At 42.8% G+C, this 18,604-nt stretch carries 20 protein-coding genes; 2 read left to right on the top strand and 18 right to left on the bottom strand.

Annotated features, from left to right (window positions below):
• Positions 1-37: 37 nt before the first annotated feature.
• The 14 genes from hemC to DEAC_RS07385 form a co-directional block, all read right to left on the bottom strand.
• Positions 38-949 (bottom strand): hydroxymethylbilane synthase, encoded by a 912-nt coding sequence (gene hemC, locus DEAC_RS07450; RefSeq protein WP_047809376.1) that lies wholly within the window; start codon positions 947-949, stop codon positions 38-40.
• Positions 946-2,283, bottom strand: coding sequence for a glutamyl-tRNA reductase (gene hemA, locus DEAC_RS07445; RefSeq protein WP_047809375.1), 1,338 nt, complete (start codon positions 2,281-2,283; stop codon positions 946-948). The genes hemC and hemA overlap by 4 nt, the downstream gene beginning before the upstream one ends.
• Complete coding sequence (locus DEAC_RS07440; RefSeq protein WP_047809374.1) at positions 2,259-2,897, bottom strand: precorrin-2 dehydrogenase/sirohydrochlorin ferrochelatase family protein; 639 nt, start codon at positions 2,895-2,897, stop codon at positions 2,259-2,261. Before DEAC_RS07440 ends, hemA begins: the two co-directional genes overlap by 25 nt.
• A gap of 103 nt (positions 2,898-3,000) precedes the next feature.
• Entirely contained in the window at positions 3,001-3,861 is an 861-nt protein-coding gene (gene ccsB / locus DEAC_RS07435; protein WP_152671364.1) for a c-type cytochrome biogenesis protein CcsB, read from the bottom strand.
• 35 nt (positions 3,862-3,896) lie between these two features.
• Positions 3,897-5,201, bottom strand: a complete 1,305-nt coding sequence (locus DEAC_RS07430) for a cytochrome c biogenesis ResB family protein (RefSeq protein WP_047809373.1) — start codon at positions 5,199-5,201, stop codon at positions 3,897-3,899.
• 318 nt (positions 5,202-5,519) lie between these two features.
• Positions 5,520-6,488, bottom strand: coding sequence for a polyprenyl synthetase family protein (locus DEAC_RS07425; RefSeq protein WP_047809372.1), 969 nt, complete (start codon positions 6,486-6,488; stop codon positions 5,520-5,522).
• 7 nt (positions 6,489-6,495) lie between these two features.
• Positions 6,496-6,858: a Sec-independent protein translocase subunit TatA/TatB gene (locus tag DEAC_RS07420; protein WP_047809371.1), complete on the bottom strand. Its 363-nt coding sequence runs from the start codon at positions 6,856-6,858 to the stop codon at positions 6,496-6,498.
• 107 nt (positions 6,859-6,965) lie between these two features.
• Positions 6,966-7,730, bottom strand: a complete 765-nt coding sequence (gene tatC, locus DEAC_RS07415) for a twin-arginine translocase subunit TatC (RefSeq protein ID WP_047809370.1) — start codon at positions 7,728-7,730, stop codon at positions 6,966-6,968.
• 4 nt (positions 7,731-7,734) lie between these two features.
• Positions 7,735-8,817, bottom strand: a complete 1,083-nt coding sequence (gene mqnC / locus DEAC_RS07410; RefSeq protein ID WP_047809369.1) for a cyclic dehypoxanthinyl futalosine synthase — start codon at positions 8,815-8,817, stop codon at positions 7,735-7,737.
• A gap of 20 nt (positions 8,818-8,837) precedes the next feature.
• Positions 8,838-9,941, bottom strand: coding sequence for an aminofutalosine synthase MqnE (gene mqnE / locus DEAC_RS07405; protein ID WP_047809368.1), 1,104 nt, complete (start codon positions 9,939-9,941; stop codon positions 8,838-8,840).
• Positions 9,942-9,959: 18 nt separating this feature from the next.
• A complete protein-coding gene (locus tag DEAC_RS07400) occupies positions 9,960-10,814 on the bottom strand; it encodes a UbiA-like polyprenyltransferase (RefSeq protein WP_047809367.1) in 855 nt (284 codons plus the stop codon).
• A gap of 27 nt (positions 10,815-10,841) precedes the next feature.
• Complete coding sequence (locus DEAC_RS07395; RefSeq protein ID WP_047809366.1) at positions 10,842-11,603, bottom strand: polyprenyl synthetase family protein; 762 nt, start codon at positions 11,601-11,603, stop codon at positions 10,842-10,844.
• A 270-nt stretch (positions 11,604-11,873) separates the two neighbouring features.
• Complete coding sequence (gene speD, locus DEAC_RS07390; protein WP_047809365.1) at positions 11,874-12,251, bottom strand: adenosylmethionine decarboxylase; 378 nt, start codon at positions 12,249-12,251, stop codon at positions 11,874-11,876.
• A gap of 299 nt (positions 12,252-12,550) precedes the next feature.
• Complete coding sequence (locus DEAC_RS07385; protein WP_047809364.1) at positions 12,551-13,642, bottom strand: XdhC family protein; 1,092 nt, start codon at positions 13,640-13,642, stop codon at positions 12,551-12,553.
• 219 nt (positions 13,643-13,861) lie between these two features.
• Here DEAC_RS07385 and DEAC_RS07380 point away from each other — a divergent pair, with 219 nt between their 5' ends.
• Positions 13,862-14,884, top strand: coding sequence for a molybdopterin-binding protein (locus DEAC_RS07380; RefSeq protein WP_047809363.1), 1,023 nt, complete (start codon positions 13,862-13,864; stop codon positions 14,882-14,884).
• A 305-nt stretch (positions 14,885-15,189) separates the two neighbouring features.
• Positions 15,190-15,627 carry a hypothetical protein gene (locus DEAC_RS07375; protein ID WP_047809362.1) on the top strand — a complete coding sequence of 146 codons (438 nt, stop codon included), beginning with the start codon at positions 15,190-15,192 and terminating at the stop codon, positions 15,625-15,627.
• A 150-nt stretch (positions 15,628-15,777) separates the two neighbouring features.
• Here the strand turns inward: DEAC_RS07375 and DEAC_RS07370 are convergent, their stop codons facing one another.
• The 4 genes from DEAC_RS07370 to DEAC_RS07355 are packed head-to-tail and all read right to left on the bottom strand — an operon-like array spanning position 15,778 to position 18,392.
• Positions 15,778-16,356 carry a TerD family protein gene (locus DEAC_RS07370; RefSeq protein WP_047809361.1) on the bottom strand — a complete coding sequence of 193 codons (579 nt, stop codon included), beginning with the start codon at positions 16,354-16,356 and terminating at the stop codon, positions 15,778-15,780.
• A gap of 26 nt (positions 16,357-16,382) precedes the next feature.
• Complete coding sequence (locus tag DEAC_RS07365) at positions 16,383-16,961, bottom strand: TerD family protein (protein ID WP_047809360.1); 579 nt, start codon at positions 16,959-16,961, stop codon at positions 16,383-16,385.
• 24 nt (positions 16,962-16,985) lie between these two features.
• Positions 16,986-17,597, bottom strand: coding sequence for a TerD family protein (locus tag DEAC_RS07360; RefSeq protein ID WP_047809359.1), 612 nt, complete (start codon positions 17,595-17,597; stop codon positions 16,986-16,988).
• Positions 17,598-17,618: 21 nt separating this feature from the next.
• Positions 17,619-18,392 (bottom strand): TerC family protein, encoded by a 774-nt coding sequence (locus tag DEAC_RS07355; RefSeq protein WP_047809358.1) that lies wholly within the window; start codon positions 18,390-18,392, stop codon positions 17,619-17,621.
• Positions 18,393-18,604: the final 212 nt, after the last annotated feature.

Genomic DNA, 18,604 nt, shown 5'->3' with positions numbered 1-18,604 from the left:
CAGAACACTCCTATCTATGCTGAAAATGCTTTCGTTCTTAACGAATTTCCGCTAAAATTTCTGCGGCTCCTAAGCTAAGCAATTGACCTGCAACTTCGACTCCAACCTTCTCAGGATCAGTCCCTTTTCCCTGTGCTTTGAGCAAACGATTGCCATCGAGACTAGCAACCATTGCTTTTAGGTGAATCTCTCCACTCTTATTCTGTCCCAAAGCACCAATGGGAACTTGACAGCCGCCTTCAAGCCTGCGCATTAACGCTCGTTCCGCGCAAACGGCTTTTTCGGTCTCAGGGTGATTAAGATGAGCTAACAAGTCACGAATATCGTTTCTGTCTTCAGCAATTTCAACAGCTATGGATCCTTGACCCACTGCCGAAAGCATTATATCTTCAGCTAAAATTTGGGTGATCCGCTCTTCCCATCCTAATCGTTTTACCCCTGCCGCAGCCAGTACTATCCCATCCATTTCCGACTCCTGCAGTTTGCGCCAGCGTGTTTGCAGGTTCCCCCGCAAATCTGTAAAGCGCAGATCAGGTCGGTAATGTTTAAGCTGAGACTTCCGGCGCAGACTGCTAGTTCCCACCAAAGCTCCTTCAGGCAGTTCTTCCAGAAGTGTTCCACTCTTGCTTAAAAAAACATCCCTTGGTTCTTCTCGTTCGCAAAAAGCGCAAATATCTAAGCCTTGCGGCAAAATCGTCGGTAAATCCTTAAGGCTGTGAATGGCCATATCTAATTGATTACTTAACAATCCGTGTTCCAATTCTTTCGTGAATAACCCTTTATCTCCGATCTTTGCCAGGGGTACATCTAATATTTTATCACCTTTAGTCTTCATCGGCACAAGCTCAAAACTAAGGTGAGGATAGAGCAGCTCGAGTTGGTGCTTCACCCACTCCGCTTGCCACATGGCTAATTGACTGTCCCGAGTTCCGATTCGAATGTTCTTCATTCTGCCCTCCCATGACGCACAGGCCCAAGATGCTGATTCACGATGGTCATTTGCCGTTTCGTTTCCTCCTCAACATCTAGGTCAAAAAGATTTTGCAAAATTTCTGTATACAGATGTCCCTGAGATGTGGATGCATACTCTTTAAGATTGGTAATTGGTAAATGTAAGAGCTGATTGACAATGGAGTTAGCCATTGACCTGACAATCTTCTCTTGTTTCGGCGTTAATCCACCTAACCGATCTAAGGTACGTTCGAGTTGGATATCTTTTATTTGTTGACCTTTTTGCTGTAAAGCAACTATAGTTGGAACAACAAACAATGAATTGTGCCATTTCACGAAACGATTCATTTCCTCATCAATAATCTTTTCGGCTTTAAGAGCAGCTAGTTCGCGTTCCTGATGATGATGGTCGATCACTCCCCGTAAATCATCGATATCGAACAAAGTAATATTCTCAAGCTCTCTGACCGCAGGATGGATATCACGCGGAACAGCTATATCAATGAGCAATAAAGGACGGCCATCACGTTTTTTCATGATCGTCTCCATCCGCTCAGGCTGAATCACAAAATGAGTCGCTGCTGTGGCCGAAATCACTATATCCACAGTCTCCAGATATTTATCCATTTCATCAAAGCGTACAGCTTGTCCCGCAAATTCATTAGCTAAGGAGAGCGCTTTCTCATAAGATCGATTGGAAACCATGACTGTCGATGCTCCGGCCGCTACTAAATTTCTAATGGTCAAGGTGCTCATTTCGCCGGCACCCAGAATTAAAATTCCTTTGCCTTGCAGCTCACCATACTGCTGCTTGGCAAGTTCAACCGCCGTATAGCTGATGGACACAGGATGTTGATCAATTTGAGTCTCCGTACGAATTCGTTTGCCCACGGAAAGGGCTGTTTGAAAGAAGACATTAATGGCCTTGTTCGTAACCTCTGCGTCATTAGCTTGCTGATAGGCATTGGCAACCTGTCCAATGATCTGAGTTTCTCCTCGAACCATTGAGTCTAAGCCTGCCGTCACCCGAAAAAGATGGCGGATAGCATCATAAAGGGTATGAACATAGAGGTATTGACTTAAAACTTTCTCATCAATACCGTGATGAACCGACAAAAATTTTTTAATCGAGGCGATACCGATCTCAACATCTGTTGTTGCAGCATATACCTCAGTACGATTACAGGTACTGAGGATTAATACTCCCTCAAGCCCCGGATAACTCTTGAGCGTTTTTAAGGCCTCCTGAATTTGGGAGGGATGAAAACTCATTTTTTCTCTGATTTCCACAGGTGTACTTTGATGGTTTAATCCAACAGCGACAGGAAACACTGTTTAATCACTCCTTCCGCTTCGGATAGACGATCCTCTTGAATAAGTTTTCTAACTTCGCCGTCCGTTATACGATCCCAAAAAACGCTCCGTTTTTCGGGAGGTAAGCTTGTTTTTACTTTGGTACGCCAGACTTTCAATAAGGACAGATACTCCTTCATCTCCGAGCCATAAAGCGCTTCTAATTCTTGACGAATTTGCCGAGCTACAATGGGACTGCTTCCTCCTGTCGAAACGGCAATATTTAAATCGCCCCGTTCCATGATGGAAGGAACAATAAAGCTGCATTTTTCAGGATCATCCACAACGTTTACCGGACGATAATGAGTTTTGGCATCAAGTGATACTTGTTGATTAACCTCTTCATTCTCTGTACAAGAAAAAACAAGGCAGGCTTCTCCAATATCTTCTGGGGAATACTCTTTTTCCAGCCAATAACATGTTCTGTCATCAACTAAGGTTCTCAATTCCGGCAAAACTTTCGGGGAAACAATACGAACAACAGCACCATGACTCAAGAGGGTTTGAACCTTCCGCAGAGCAACGTTGCCTCCTCCGACGACCAAGACAGACTGATCTTTCAAATCCATAAAAATCGGATAATACTGCGGCATAAAACACTGTCACCTTCTCCAACTTTCTCTAGATATAATTCGCCCTATTTAGACATTTCCCCTGCCCAACCTTAAGATTTCTCATAGTAACTAAATACTTTTCCTATTGAGCATAAGAGTGTAATCCAGGTAAGAAGTAGTTAACGCCAAAAAAAGTAAAGAGTACGGCTGCAAAACCCAAAACCGCCATCCAAGCCGCACGTTTGCCTTTCCAGCCATACATCAAGCGGGCATGTAAATAAGCTGCATAAATAATCCAAGTAATCAGGGACCAAGTTTCTTTGGGGTCCCAGGACCAATAGGTGCCCCACGCATAATTTGCCCAAATTGCTCCGGTAATAATGCACAAGGACAAAAGCGGAAAAGCAAACCCAACAACTTTATAGGACAATTCATCCAGAGTCTCCAAATCCGGAAAACGTGCTATGATTCCCTGAGGTTTTGCTTCCCATCCCTTGCCTTCTTCTTTCAGCTTAAGAAGGTACATAACCCCTAAGCCAAAGGAAATAGCAAAAGCTCCATAGGCCAACATAGCTGTCACAACATGGAAGGTGAGCCATTGGCTCTTTAAAGCAGGAGGAATTGCCTGGGCTACCCGTTCTTCAGGGCCCATGCTCATGATAATAAACATCAGGAGCATAACAGGAATAGGCATTACGAAAGCGCCCAAAGACCTTAACTTATAGCGGAACTCAATATACAAATAAACTGCCATGATTCCCCAAACAAACGTCATCAGGAATTCATAGCCGTTGGACAGCGGCGGATGTCCTGAAATCACCATGCGAATAATAATCGCTGCAGTATTAGCAATTAAGCCAAGGCAGGCAACGGAGGTTGCCAAAGTACCAATCAGGTCTTTTTTCAAGCCAATCCAAACCCAATATAATATCATACAAAGAATATAAGCCATGACCATAACATCAAAAGCAGACGATTCGAGATTTTGTAATCCCAGATTCACGATTCAATCCTCCCTTTCACGGACAAAAATAGCCACTATTTTGCTCGAATTTCTCGAACCAAGCGATCAAATACCTCTTTAACGCCTCCGACGACCTTTCCCGTTGAAACACCCATCGTTATCTCGCCTTGATTACCCTGTTCTGCCTGAAAAATCCCCGTTACAAGGATTGAGCGCCAATAAAAGGACAATATTAAACCCAGGAGCAATAAAGCACATCCTAACCAAATGACCATAACCCCAGGATCTTGTTTTACTTGTAAGCCGGTAAAGCCGGAGTTTCCATCGAGGGTGAGCTTATAGGCACCTTGAATATCAATAGTTTGTCCAAAATCAAGTTGTCCGGATTGTACCGCATTTTCCGACATGCCTTTAAACACTTCGAAAAGCATGGAAGGTTTTTGAGGATCGCTGGTTATAGCCGATGCAACAAGATAGAGATCTGTCCCCGGCGCTTGGAAATAATTACCACCTCGATCTTCCAAGATAACAGGTACCTTTTGCCCTTTAATGTCCGCTGTTAAATGAACGCCATTTATAAAACTAGATTGATAGAAGGTTACTCCTTGGTAGGTAAAAGGATGATTCACGGATATAGTATGGCGGGCCATGACCTTGCCATTTTCCAAAATACTCAGATCTGTGTACCAATTATCCCTCTGACCATTGGCTAAGAAACGATCTTCTGCTGAATTAATCAGAACATCAAAGTTTTCTTTAACTGTTCCATGGGATACTTGTATCGAATGAATAGGAACGGTTGTCCCAACCCCAGCCATTAAGAATCCTTTAAAGCCCATTGAAGAGCCTATAAAGGCTCCAACCACCAAAACGACAAAAGACAAGTGAGTAATAAAAGACCCCCAATTTCCCCAGCGCCGCTTTATAGCGATATAACTCCATTGCTTATCGTTTTCCTCAAAGATAACTTTAAATCCTCTGCTCCGTAAAACCTTTTGCACGGAATTTCGAAGGGATTCACTATCCCCTTTCCAAGTCTCTTGAATCTTCTTAGGTATGTTCGTTCTGTTTTTAGGGGGCTGAAGTTTGAAGGTACGATTATAAATTCCTTGAAACCTTTGAATACTGCAAACGATCAGATTAATACACAGGAAGCCTAATATCAGACGAAACCAATATGTACTATAAAGATGGGTAAATCCTAAATCCTGCCATATCTTCCCCACCGCTTGGGCCTTATCGGGATCAACATCTGCTTGAGGAAATAAGGTTCCTACACCTGAAAAAAAAGCAATAACTCCCAACAAAACCAGCCCTAATTTCATGGAACTGAAGATGCGCCATATTTTGTCCACGGCACCCTCTTGATGTTCCTTCATTTGATTTCCTCCTTATCAAGCCTCTGCTGCCGCCAGTGAACTCATTCAGCTAAAGTATCACACAAAAGCCGGGTCTATCGAACCTTACTTAAATGAAAGGCTTTATAAACCCGACTTATTAGCTCTCCACTACGAGGCCATAGATCCAATGTAACCCTCATTTGTACTAGTTTATCATTTCCAAAACCGGAATTCAAGCAAGCGCAACCGCCAGGGGGCTTGAGAGAAGGCGGCCTCATCATATGACTTATATATTATGTCATATGTAATTTAAAGCCTTCCACAGTAACCATGCGGAAGGCTAATTTGCTAAAACATTTAAAATTTACGAATGGCAATGAACTCGGCTAAATCTTCTAAAGCCTTGCGAGATGAAACCTTCGGAAGATCTTGAAGGTGTTTTTTGGCTTTGTTAATATAGGCATCGACAATCCTCATGGACTGATCAATTGCGCCTGTCCCTTTAATCAATTCAATTGTTTCCGCGACTTCAGCGTCAGTTTTATCAGCCTTCCTCAACAACTCATGAAGAGGCGAACCGCTGGGAAATGATTGCAGGGCCAGAATCATGGGTAAGGTCATTATTCCCTGGCGAAGATCTCCGCCAATCGGTTTCCCAAACTCTGACGGTTTAGCCGTAATATCCAACACATCATCAACAATTTGAAAGGCCATACCCAGAGAATGTCCGTAAGCTCCTAAAGCCCAGACCTGGTGTCTTGGAGCCTCAGAAACAAGAGCCCCCAACTTGCAGCAAGCGGAAATCAACAAGGCTGTTTTCCGTTTGATCCGAAAATAGTACTGCTTTAAGTTCTGCTCCACATCAAAGGAAGCTTTAATCTGTTGGATCTCACCTTGGCACATTTCCACACTTACCTCGGCCAAAATGCGGGAAACCTCGGGATGATTTATTTGCGAGATAAGAATTAAAGCTTTAGCCAGCAAATAGTCCCCTGTTTCCACAGAAACTATATTTCCCCAATTGGCTTTAACCGTTGGCCTGCTCCTTCTCGTCAGGGAAGCATCCACAACATCGTCATGGACTAAGGTAGCCATATGAATAAGCTCTAAAGCCATGGCCACAGGTATAAGCTTATCCAAAGAATAAGCATAAAATTTTCCGGCTAAGAGAGTAAAAGCCGGACGTAATCGTTTGCCTCCGGCAGTTAACAAATGAATACCGGAATCCTGAAGAATCGGATAGTCCGTCTCCACAAATTTGGTAAGTTCCTTTTCAACCCGCTGAAGATCTGAATTTATCTGATTAAAGAGCCAGAGTTGTTTCAAAACCGATTCACCTGCTCGCACCCTTTTCTTCATAAGATACCATATCTGATGGCAGTTCCGCTAGCGGATCTGCTGGATTTTCATCCTCAAACGTCAACAATTCTTCATCAGTTTCAGGCTTTTCTTTTTCCTTTTCACGTTGTGCCTGAGGTGATTTGTCCCCAGGTTTATAGTCTGAGAAATTCAACGCTTTATTCAAAGTATTACTGGGGGTATCCATTGTATTCTGAATTTCCTTGGTAACATCTTGAGTCGCTTTGCGAACCTCATAGACTATTTTGCCGATTGTTCGGGCAATTTCCGGTAGGTCCTCTGGCCCAAACAAAATCAATGCAATACCCATAATTAGGAGGATTTCTGTAAAGCCCATTTTTCTGCCCCCTTTATCCCATAACCTAACTTTCTTTAATGGCTTTTCCTGTTCTCTCAAGATTATTAAATCTCAACTATCATCATTGAAGTCATAATTCCTTTTCTTTAATTTTCACTGGCTGCGAGGGCTTTTGCTCTCTTCCGGGCAACAATGTATCCCAGCCAAATACTGATTTCAAAGAGCAAATACATAGGAGCCGCCATCAAAAACTGTGTAAATAAATCCGGTGTCGGGGAAATGATTGCTGCCAAAATAATAATGATCAAAAGGGCCCAGCGTCTTTTCTTTGCTAAGGTTCTAGGTGATAACAAGCCTATGCGGATTAAGATTAAGAGAACGATCGGGAGCTGAAAGACAAGCCCGAAGGTTCCCAGAAAGGTTATAAGGAAACCTAAGTAGGAAGTTTTCGTCACAAAAGGTGTTGATTGCACCGCACCGCCGCCAGCATAAAGCAGAAACTTAATCCCCACCGGCAAAACAACAAAGAAGCAGAGAGCCGCACCACAAATAAAGAGAAGGAGAGAACTGGGAACAACCAAATAGAGATATTTTCTTTCGTTTTGCTTTAAGGCCGGCAGTATAAACGCCCAAACCTGCCATAAAATAACGGGAAGAGCTAAGGTAACCCCCACCAAAAGAGAAACCTTCAGCTTGACTAACATGGGTTCCATCGGCGTTGTGGTAATAAAGGTGATATTTTTCAGTCGGGTGACGGGGTGAGCCAAATAGGCAAAGGTCTGATCACTGAAAAACCATCCCAAAACAGTTCCTATAGCTATAGCATATGCGGCAATAACAAGTACTTTACGAAGAGCGAGAACATGTTCCAAGAGCGGCATATTGCCATCTCCACGTGATCGCCTGCGCATCAGACTACACTTCCTTCCCGTAGACCTTTAACCGCTCATAATGAGTATTGCGTTGAATAGCCTGGTATCCCGCATCTTCAATGCAGCGAATAATTTCCCGTAAAGGAACGCGAGTTTGCACTCCGGCCGCGCGCACAACATTCTCTTCGAGCATAGTGCTGCCAAAATCATTGGCTCCAAAACGCAAGGCTACTTGGGCCATCTTGGCCCCTTGGGTAACCCAGGAGGCTTGAAGATTAGGAACATTATCCAACATTAAGCGCGCCACCGCAAGAGTTCGCAAATACTCTACGCCGGTACTGCCTTCTCCGCCCAATTCCGTATTCGAGGGCGCGAAACTCCAGGGGATAAAGGCGGTAAACCCTCCCGTAAGGTCCTGAGCCTCTCGCGTGTGGAGCATATGCAAGATACGTTCCTCATAGGTCTCAACATGGCCGAACATCATGGTTACCGTAGATTTCATACCCAGCCGGTGAGCCGTGGTCATCACATCCATCCACTGCTGCCATTTTATTTTGTTCGGACTAATGATTTGCCTGACGCGATCGTCGAGGATTTCTGCTCCCCCTCCGGGAATGGAATCCAGTCCGGCAGCTCTGAGGCGGCCAATAACCTCCTCTAGACTTAACTTTGACTTTTCTGCCAAATCCCAGATCTCCGGCGGACTGAAAGAATGAATATGAATATTAAAATGAGCTTTAATATCACGCAGCATCTCTTCAAAGTACTCCAGCCCTAAATCAGGATGCAATCCACCCTGAATAAGAAGCTGCGTTCCGCCCACCGCTACTGTTTCTTTTATCTTAGCATGTAAATCTTCTCTTGACAAAATAAATCCTTTAGGATCACCCGGTTTACAATAAAAAGCGCAAAACTTGCATTGGCAGGAACAGATATTAGTGTAATTAATATTTCGGTCGATAACAAAGGTAACAGCTTTATCCGGATGCATTTGATGGCGGATGAGATCGGCTCCCTGCCCCAAGGATAGAAGATCGGCGTCTTGTAACAAGCGAACACCATCAGAAAGGGATAAACGTTCTCCGGCTATACGTTTCTCAATAATCTTTAAAGTCTCTAAATTCATGCCTGCTCACCCTCTCTATCCTAGTTGGTCTTCAAGACACGATAAAGAGTATCCCTTTCCACAGCATCTCTTCCGGCCTTTTGAATCATAGTAATGAGAGCGCGTTTGCTCATAACTTGACTTGTCTGCGCTCCAGCTGAATGAATGATTCGCTCTTCAACAACTGTTCCGTCAAGATCATCGACCCCAAAAGCCAGGGAAACTTGGGCCAACTTAGGCCCCAGCATAATCCAAAATGACTTAATATGATCAAAATTGTCCAAGAGAATCCTAGATACGGCTAACATTTTAAGGTCTTCAAAGCCGGTAGTGCTTTCGACTCCCAATTGCCCTTCTAATTTTGTGTTTTTCGGATAAAAGGGCATTGGAATAAAGGTTAGAAAGCCATGAGTACGATCCTGTAAGTCCCGAAGCTGGAGAAGATGATCAATTCGTTCCTCGGCAGTCTCAACGTGACCGTAAAGCATGGTGGCGTTTGTGCGCATCCCTAAACTATGAGCTGTTTCTTGAATTTCCAGCCAGCGCTGCCCGGAAACTTTTTTCTCGCATATTTTAGCACGGACCCGCGGTGCAAAGACTTCTGCCCCCCCTCCCGGCAGTGAATCAAGGCCCGCTGCCATCAGCTTCTGCAGAACTTCCTTGACTGAAAATCCAGTGATTTGGGTGAAATAATCCACCTCTACGGCGGTAAATGCTTGGATACAAGCCTGGGGCAAAATCCTCTTTACCCTCTGCAGCATCTCCAAATAATACTCAAAGGGGAGATCCGGGTTTAAGCCCCCGAGGATGTGAATTTCCGAAACCCCTTCTTGAGTTGCTTCTAAAGCTGCTTTTTCGATATCTTCAAGAGATAACGTAAAGGCCTGAGGATCTTCCTTTTTAACTCCATAAGCACAAAAATGGCAAAGATTCGTACAGACATTCGTGTGATTAATATGCCGGTTGACGATAAAATACGTTTTGTTGCCATTTTTTTGCTCACGTATCAGGTTGGCCATATATCCGAGAGCCAAAATGTCTCGGCTTTTCATTAGGCGGACGCCGTCTTCAAAATCCAGGCGCTTACCTTCTTCAACTTTTTGGATTAGATCATATAATTCGCTTTGCTTAAATAATGAAGTCAGTTCCTTCCCCTCCGTTTCTTAATGCAAAATAATTAAATCCAGAACTGAAAACACAAAGAGCATTACGCTCAAATAACCATTCAAATTAAAAAAAGCTACTCCGACCTTAGAGAGATCGCTGGCCGAGACAATTCGATGCTGGCGAAAGAGCAGAAACACCGCAATCCCTACACCTAAATAATAAAGCCAACTCATGGACATCACAACTCCCACCGCTATAAAGAGCAAAGGAGCCAGAACATGTAAGAATGCTGAAATTTCCAACCCTCTCTGAACCCCAAAAATCGCCGGTATTGAATTCAACCCTTCCTTACGGTCAAAGTCTACATCCTGACATGCGTAGACAATGTCAAAGCCCGCTACCCAAGTGACGACTCCCAATCCTAAAAGAATTGGCGTCAAAGCCCAATGTCCCGTCACCCCGATCCAGGCTCCCGCAGGAGCTAATCCCAGAGAAATCCCGAGGACGAAATGACAGGCCCAAGTAAATCGCTTGGTATAGGAATACAGGACTAAAAAAAAGACAGCGATGGGCATTAACCACAAGGCCAGCAAATTGAGTTTATAGGCAGAGTATCCCAGCAATAAAAAAGATAGCACAGTATAGCTATAGACTTCCACAACATTAAGCTGTCCGGCAGGGATCGCACGTTGAGCAGTTCTGGGATTTCGCGCATCGATGTGACGATCGATCAGGCGATTAAGAGACATTGCCGCTGTCCTCGCCCCGACCATAGCTAACGTAATCCAAAACAATTTAAGACCTGAGGGAATTCCTCCGGAGGCTAAAAAAGCACCTAAATAGGCAAAAGGTAAGGCAAATAACGTATGCTCAAACTTAATCATTTCCAAAAAAACTTTTAATTTATGCATTGTCTACTCCATCCCTGCAATTAAACCTTAAATCTCTGGGAGAGGTCTTCTTGCCGATAACTGTTTAACCATGAAATTATAAAGCTCACGAAGAGGCTGCAATTGAAGTTGTGTTCCCGTGGAAATTTCTGTAAGGATATCATTGGCCTTCTGAAGAATTGACTGAATAACAGGCTCTTCAAGGTGCTGCTTTGAAGCTCCCCAAGCCATACCCAACTGTAAACCAAAAGCTTCAATCTGCTGTTGCAGCGGAAGAGAAACTGCGGCTAATTCAGCACTTAAGCGGGCTGCGCTTGCTGTCAGGGACGCACATTCCTTTTCAATAATTTTCAGCCATTCGTCTTTTGATAGCTTCTTGTCACGCGAAAGCCAGCGAGAAATCCCGCCTTCACTCATAGTTCCAATCACTTGAGCCAAGGGAGCAAGAAATTGCAGCAGCTTTTCTTGACAAAGATGCAAAAAAAACTCCCCATATAATAAATCCCCAACCAAGACCGGAAACTGACGAAGTTCTTCAGCAAGATCACTATCATCTTTCATCAACTTGTGAACTTGATTCGCCATATAAATAAACTGGATGATCTCTGCTAAGGCATCTGATTTTTCACCTTGATCTCCGCAGGATCGGCTGACTGCTAAGACGATAGCCGGGCAAACAGTTTTATCCAATTCATTCATATCTAAATGAACCAATTCTTCAAAACTTGCAGGTTTAAAATTAATTTCTTGGCGCAATCGCGCCTGTACCAAGTTCAGCTTCTCCACGAAACTGAATTCTAGCGGCATCATGTTATCGCTCCTTGTTCTCCATTCAGACATTAACCTATTACTTATTCTAGATATTTAGTAAAAGTCCTGCCCAGTTATTTATTCTTACAGATAATATGACATTATTATTCTTATTGTATGTAAAACGCCACTCGAAATATAATAGACCTTGCAACTTCTTCAGTTACAAGGTCTATCTAGTACCCTTCAGAAAGTCAAACTTTTGCTTGATATAAGTCAGAATTTCTTTATCCGCACTCGTTTTAGTCCGGAGTAAAATAAATATCCCTCCTAAATATTTACCGCTTTCTTAGGATCCTCTACAATTCCTCGCTTAATTTCTGTTGCTGTCATATGACCCGCTTTGAAATGATCCGTCAGATAATTACATGCATCCCAGGGATTGACACGGTCCCCGCAAGTAAAGACGTCAACTGCCGCATATCCAAGTTCCGGCCAAGTGTGGATGGCTAAGTGAGATTCTGATATAACAACTACCCCACTTACTCCTTGAGGACTAAACTTATGAAACGCTACCTCACGCACCTCAGCACCTGCCTCCAGGGCTGCGTCGACCATTAATGCTTCGACTTTTTCCCTATCGTTTAAAATGTCGAAACTACACCCATAAATTTCAGCCAACACATGACGTCCAAGAGAATTTGCCAATTGTGATCTTTGCCCCCTTTTCTACTAAAAACATGAAGGAATCTGAGCAAACCACATTCTTAAAATGGGTCCTCCCAAATTTCCATCAGGTTAAATTTTAGCACAAAGTTTGGTGTTGTCAATAAAAATTTATACATATTCGTGATATCCTTGAATAGTCTATAATTTTCTCGGGATAAAGTTAGTTAATGTCTATTTTCCTTCGAATTACTCTAATATTCATTACTTATCATATGTAAGGCAATTAATCTGCGCACATCGTCCACACCACTGTTTCGACAAAAACTTTTCAGACATTGTTAAACCCCTTTTTGAACTTTTATTAATTCTGCGAGAATGCAGACTGCAATCTCTTCAGGAGTTTCAGCTCCAATATTCAGGCCAATGGGGGAATAGAGTTTTTGCAGAAACGCCTTAGGTATGCCTTCCTCTTCTAATTCAGTTTTCAAAGCCTTAACTCTCCTGCGGCTGCCGATCATACCGACGTAAGCAGCCTGTTGCGTAATCACCTTTTTTAAACATACCTTATCATAACGATGACCTCGAGTAACGATAACAACATAGGTTTCCGGTGTAATCGTCAGGGAATCCAGAACTGCTGCAAAATCGTCACAAACAATACGGTCTGCCATAGTAAACCGCACCGAATTAGCAAAACTTGGCCGATCATCAACAACAGTTATCTCATAACCGAGGATTTTGGCCATGGCTGCCAGAGGTAAAGCAATATGCCCAGCCCCTAAAATCAACAATTCTACCGAAGAAGACGGTGGTTCAAGCAACAAGCGATAAGCGGCCTTTGACCTTGTACCATCGATAAAAGTCAACTCAGAATCTAAATTCATAAGAACCGCTTTGGAATATTTGATTGTGCTTTGAGCATAAGCTAACCCTGCTTGATTAAGATTTTCCTGGCCAAGATCACCAACAACCTCTCCGGTATTACTTAGAAACAACTTTTTCCCGATCAACTGTTTCACGGGGGCTTCCAGAACCGTCATTAAGAGCGGGAAATTTTGCTTTTCTAAAGCATTAAGATAGTCCTGGTAAAACTGAATTTGTTCATTGGGACACTGGGAACCCAAATATTCAATTAAGAGTCCCATCACGCCTCCGCAGACCATCCCCTCTTCTTGGGCAATATCTGCGGTCATATTCAAAGTATGTAATTTCGTTGAACGAGATTTCAATACATTAAGGGCTTCCCGCCGAGCTTCAGCCTCCCCGCATCCGCCGCCAATAGTTCCCACCGTTGTTCCATCAGCATAAACCAACATTTTCACTCCAGGCTTACGCGGAGTTGAGCCTAAAACACTGCAAATTGTAACCAATGCCGCCTCAATATTTTGTTCTAATACCCTCTTTAATCCCTGGAAAACCTCTTGCTCCATTAGCTCCCCTCCCTGATCAACTTGTTATTCGTTTAAGAGCATTTTATTATTATATCAATAAATCCTTTGCTATACACTCACTTATTCATCCCATCGTGAAACTCTCACTTCTTGACCTCTTCACAAGAATAGGATACCATGCAGGATAGAGACAAACATGATTAAATATTTAGTAAAAACACTTTTTAATCACTAATGTAATGTATTGGAGGCTATCCTATGGAAAAAATCAAAGTTCAGGATGCTGTCGGTGCAGTCTTAATTCACGACATGACGGAAATCATTCCCGGAGTTGTCAAGGGTCCGCGTTTTCGCAAAGGACATATCATCCGCAAAGAAGATATCCCCGTTCTTCTCGGAATGGGGAAAGAACATATCTATGTCTGGGATCAAACACCAGGGCTCATCCATGAAAACGAAGCGGCTGAGCGCCTTGCCCGATCGGTTAGAGGCCCGGGCCTAAATCTCGATGAACCCAAAGAAGGAAAGATCAACCTTACAGCTGCCTTCGACGGACTTCTTTACGCTTCCGAAGACGGTATCTTAGCTTTAAATACCCTTGAAGACGTAGTCTTGGCCACTATCCATAATTATCAGCCGGTAAAAAAAGGAGATAAAATTGCCGGAACTCGTGTTGTTCCACTGATGATCGATGAAAAGGTGATCCTTGAAGCAGAACGAATTGCCCAAACTTTTCCTAATCCGATTCTTGAAGTTCGCCCTTTGAAGACCTTCAAGGTTGGAATTGTCACAACAGGAAGTGAAGTCTTCCACGGACGGATAAAAGATAAATTTGGTCCCGTGCTAAGAAGAAAAATCGAAAACTGGGGATCAATCGCCCTTGAACAAACATTTGCCAGCGACGATGTATCTATGATCCAAAGCGCAATCCGGGATCAACTTAAGCATGGTGCAGAGATGATTCTGGTTAGCGGGGGAATGTCTGTTGATCCTGACGATGTCACCCCCACTGCCATCAAGGAAATGGGAGCTCAGCTGATCACTTATGGCGCTCCTGTTTTACCCGGCGCCATGTTCTTACTCGCTTATTTAGAAGATGTCCCTATTATGGGCTTACCCGGCTGCGTTATGTACTCTAAAACTACCGTATTTGATTTAGTTGCTCCCCGTATCCTTACTGGAGAACATCTTACCCGCCTGGATATTGTTAAGCTTGGTCATGGAGGTCTTTGCCTGGAATGCCCGACCTGCACCTACCCTCGCTGCTCCTTCGGCAAGTAAGTGGTTCTTCTTAAGCTGTACAACTGTTTCCCAACTATTGATATGCACTATAATCAAAAATAATGGCCGAGGGCTGAGAAGTTCTAAGCCATTTTTTTATGTTGAATTACAATTACATACAGCGAATTATACGAATTGGCAAATTGTCTATATAGGATAACTATGGATAATAATTTATCAATTTTGATTTTGCCTCATGCCAGTTGAAAAGCTCTTTGATTTTAACTGATATACGTTTTTAGTAGCAATTCAGAGGCAGGATGAATATCCTAAATTACTTAACATCTCTTTAAGGAGGATTGGGTATGAGGATAAAAAGCTTCCTGCAATTCTACATAAAAACTTTTCTGGCCCTTGCAGCCCCTTTTATGATTCTTACGTTCTGTCGCTTGCTTCTGCAAATAGAGACGAAACTACTCATTTATGGATTTACCTTTGCCGTAATTGCCAGTTTCTTTCTCACGCTTAATTTAAGAGAAGTACCTTTCGTCGTTGAATTCGAAAAACGTCGAGAGTACCTAACTAACCTAGAAACAAAATTGGCAAAACTCGGCTTTACTAAAAAATGCACTGAAGGATTCCTAACAATCTTTGAAAACAAAGACTCCTCATTTCTTAACCGAGAAATTAAAGTCTATCTATTCCGCGACACAGCTCTCATCATAACCCCTAAGAAATATCAGCCTTTTTTAGACAGAGATCATAGAACAAAGCTTTCCTTACTCTTTCGGTACTTTGCCTGATAGTGACTTCCTTGTATCCCAAAGAATGACTTAATTGTTTTCTCTCCTTCAGTTGACTTTTTGGCCTTAGCCTGAAAAAGCCGAAGCAAAGTTCCCTAACCTCGCTTCGGCTTTTAGTATGGATTTATCAATCGTTAACACACTACGGCATCAGCCTGCTTGCAAGCCATAATTTGCGCACAAGGCTGCAAGTCCTCCGGAGAATCCGCTCCCGATCGCATTAAATTTCCATTCTCCCTGATGGCGGTAGAGTTCACAGACCACTAGAGCAGTCTCAACGGAAAAATCCTCTCCTAAGTCGTATCTCATGATTTCCTGGTCGTTAACCTCATTAATAACACGAACATAGGCGTTGGAAACTTGACCAAAGTTCTGACCGCGGGCAATCGCCTCGTGAATCGTTACGGTAAAGGCTATCTTCTCCACATGACTGGGCACGCTTGCCAAATCAATTTTAATTTGTTCATCATCACCCTCACCTTCTCCGGTGAGGTTATCTCCTGTGTGCTGTACAGAGCCGTCTCCGCCTACGAGATTATTGTAAAATATGAAGTCTTCAATTCCCCCGGCACGACCATTTTGGTCAAGCAAAAAGGCCGAGGCATCAAGGTCAAAATCTGCTCTGCCTGAATATTTATTGGTATCCCAGCCCAGCCCCACAATAATCTTCGAAAGCCCTGGATTTCCTTTTGTTAAATCAATTTTTTGTCCTTTTTGCAAACTAATCATGCTAAACACCTCATTATTTTAGTGAATCAAACATCCAATCCAAAGTCTTTGCATAATCCAGCGAGTCCATTTTGATATCCACTGCCGATTGCGTTAAATTTCCACTCTGCACTGTTACGATAGAGTTCTCCTACTACAATGGCTGTCTCAACTGAGAAATCTTCACCAAGATCATAGCGGATGATCTCTTCGCCTGTCTCCTCGTTAAGAACACGGACATAAGAATTGGAAACTTGTCCAAAGTTCTGGCGGCGTTCCGTGGCTTCATGAATCGTAATGCCAAAGGAGATCTTAGCCACACTGCTTGGTACTGCAGAGAGGTCGACTTTAATTTGCTCATCATCACCCTCTCCAACTCCGGAACGGTTATCTCCCGTATGAACTACAGAACCTTCAGGGCTTGAGGTATTATTAAAGAAAATAAAATTTTTGTCCTCGGCCACTTTTCCCTCAGCATTTAACATAAACGCAGAAGCATCGAGATCGAAATCATTGCCGCCATCATACTTATTAACGTCCCAGCCAAGACCAACCACAATCTTTTTCAAACCAGGATTTCCTTTAGTTAAATCTACTTTCTGACCCTTTTGTAAACTGATAGCCATAGTAATATCCCCTTTCAACTATACTTATTGATAACGGCGAATAATTTCGCTTAAAGATGCGTCTCTAGTCGCTTCGCCAATAGCTGCGAATTTCCATTCTCCTGAATGGCGATAAACCTCAGCCACAATTAAACTAGTTTTCCCAGAATAGTCTTCTGTTAAATTAAAACGGCAAAGCTCTTGTTCATTACTGGAATTCACCACTCGAATGAAAGCATTGGCGATGTGCCCAAAATCCTGTCTCCGTCTGACACAGTCATAGATATTAACAACAAAAACAATTTTGTGAACTTCGCCAGGCACTCTGGATAAATCCACATGGATTTGCTCATCATCCCCTTCTCCGCCACCTGTGAGATTATCCCCGCTATGTTTAACACTTTTATCCACACTTTGAAGATTCCCAAAATAAACCAAGCGGTCTTTAGATGTGAGCTTATCGTTGGCATCCAGCAGCAGGGCTGAAGCGTCGCAATCAATCTCCGCAGGCTTGCTTCCTAAGAGATTACCTAAAAAGCCTCCCGACTTTGTCTTTGCGACTTCATCCCATCCCAAACCAACCATGATTTTCGCCAATCCCGGATTTCCTTTTGTCAGATCAATCTTTTGTCCTTTTTGTAAGTTTATAACAGCCACGACTCATCCTCCATTCCAAATTTAGGATATTTTACTTTCCTTATCATTGTCTTTAGGATTATTTTTGCCAGCCAGCGACTTGATGAAATGTAAGAGAAATGTGCTAAAAAATACGACAACTAAAATCACAAAAAATAGCGAATCAGGGACAATATAACCGAACACAGAGGCCATCATTTTTACACCGATGAGACAGATCAAAATATAGGCCGTTGTTTCAAGTTCAGGGAACTTCTCAATTAAAATGAGGAAGATTCGGGCAACTCCCCGCATCATTAGAATCCCGAAAACAGCCCCGAGAAATAGTACCCAAACCTTCCCGCTTACTCCAAAAGCAGCTAAAACACTATCAACACTAAAAGCAATATCCATCATTTCTACCTGAAGGACAGTTCCCCAAAAGCTTTTTGACTTTCCTTCAACAGGAGCGTCTTCTTCCTCACTGTTAAAGAAGAAATACTTCGCCGACATCCAGAGCAAGTAAAGAGCTCCTATCATCTTAATCCAACGGATCTGAACCAGATAGACTCCAAAACCAATAGCTAAAAAGCGAAAGAGATAAGCACCCCATATGCCATAGAAGAGAGCTTTCTTTTGCTGTCGCTTGGGTAATTCCCGCACGATAACAGCTAAGACGAGAGCATTATCGGCCGATAATAATCCTTCCAAAATAATTAAGGAACCGATAATCCCGAGGCTTACAGGGTCTGAGATAGTCGCCAGTAAAGCGTGGAGTGAGAAAAATTGAGCATAACTTTGCGATATCCCCTGAAAAAACGTTGAAACCGAATCCAATTCGAACCACTCCTATTGTCACAAGTTAATTATCGTTTAAAAATTTGTTTTTTAAATTCAATTAGCGTTTTCAATACCTTTGATTTCATTTTGATAATATCACAAGAAAGAGGCGCAAAACAAAGAGTTTAGGATGTTCACATAACTTTCACATTTTTCCTCCATTATGTTATTTTAACCATTACTTTAACACAAGAATACATTTTAATCTA

The sequence above is a fragment of the Desulfosporosinus acididurans genome (genome assembly GCF_001029285.1).
Classification (GTDB): domain Bacteria; phylum Bacillota; class Desulfitobacteriia; order Desulfitobacteriales; family Desulfitobacteriaceae; genus Desulfosporosinus; species Desulfosporosinus acididurans.
This window is presented reverse-complemented; position numbering and strand designations above follow the sequence as displayed.

Excerpts from the sequence above, each read along its gene's own strand:
- hemC (WP_047809376.1), bottom strand. The coding sequence starts at position 949 with ATGAAGAACATTCGAATCGGAACTCGGGACAGTCAATTAGCCATGTGG.
- DEAC_RS07440 (WP_047809374.1), bottom strand. The coding sequence starts at position 2,897 with ATGCCGCAGTATTATCCGATTTTTATGGATTTGAAAGATCAGTCTGTC.
- DEAC_RS07430 (WP_047809373.1), bottom strand. The coding sequence starts at position 5,201 with ATGAAGGAACATCAAGAGGGTGCCGTGGACAAAATATGGCGCATCTTC.
- DEAC_RS07420 (WP_047809371.1), bottom strand. The coding sequence starts at position 6,858 with ATGGGCTTTACAGAAATCCTCCTAATTATGGGTATTGCATTGATTTTG.
- tatC (WP_047809370.1), bottom strand. The coding sequence starts at position 7,730 with ATGCGCAGGCGATCACGTGGAGATGGCAATATGCCGCTCTTGGAACAT.
- mqnC (WP_047809369.1), bottom strand. The coding sequence starts at position 8,817 with ATGAATTTAGAGACTTTAAAGATTATTGAGAAACGTATAGCCGGAGAA.
- DEAC_RS07400 (WP_047809367.1), bottom strand. The coding sequence starts at position 10,814 with ATGCATAAATTAAAAGTTTTTTTGGAAATGATTAAGTTTGAGCATACG.
- DEAC_RS07395 (WP_047809366.1), bottom strand. The coding sequence starts at position 11,603 with ATGATGCCGCTAGAATTCAGTTTCGTGGAGAAGCTGAACTTGGTACAG.
- DEAC_RS07385 (WP_047809364.1), bottom strand. The coding sequence starts at position 13,642 with ATGGAGCAAGAGGTTTTCCAGGGATTAAAGAGGGTATTAGAACAAAAT.
- DEAC_RS07380 (WP_047809363.1), top strand. The coding sequence starts at position 13,862 with ATGGAAAAAATCAAAGTTCAGGATGCTGTCGGTGCAGTCTTAATTCAC.
- DEAC_RS07375 (WP_047809362.1), top strand. The coding sequence starts at position 15,190 with ATGAGGATAAAAAGCTTCCTGCAATTCTACATAAAAACTTTTCTGGCC.
- DEAC_RS07370 (WP_047809361.1), bottom strand. The coding sequence starts at position 16,356 with ATGATTAGTTTGCAAAAAGGACAAAAAATTGATTTAACAAAAGGAAAT.
- DEAC_RS07365 (WP_047809360.1), bottom strand. The coding sequence starts at position 16,961 with ATGGCTATCAGTTTACAAAAGGGTCAGAAAGTAGATTTAACTAAAGGA.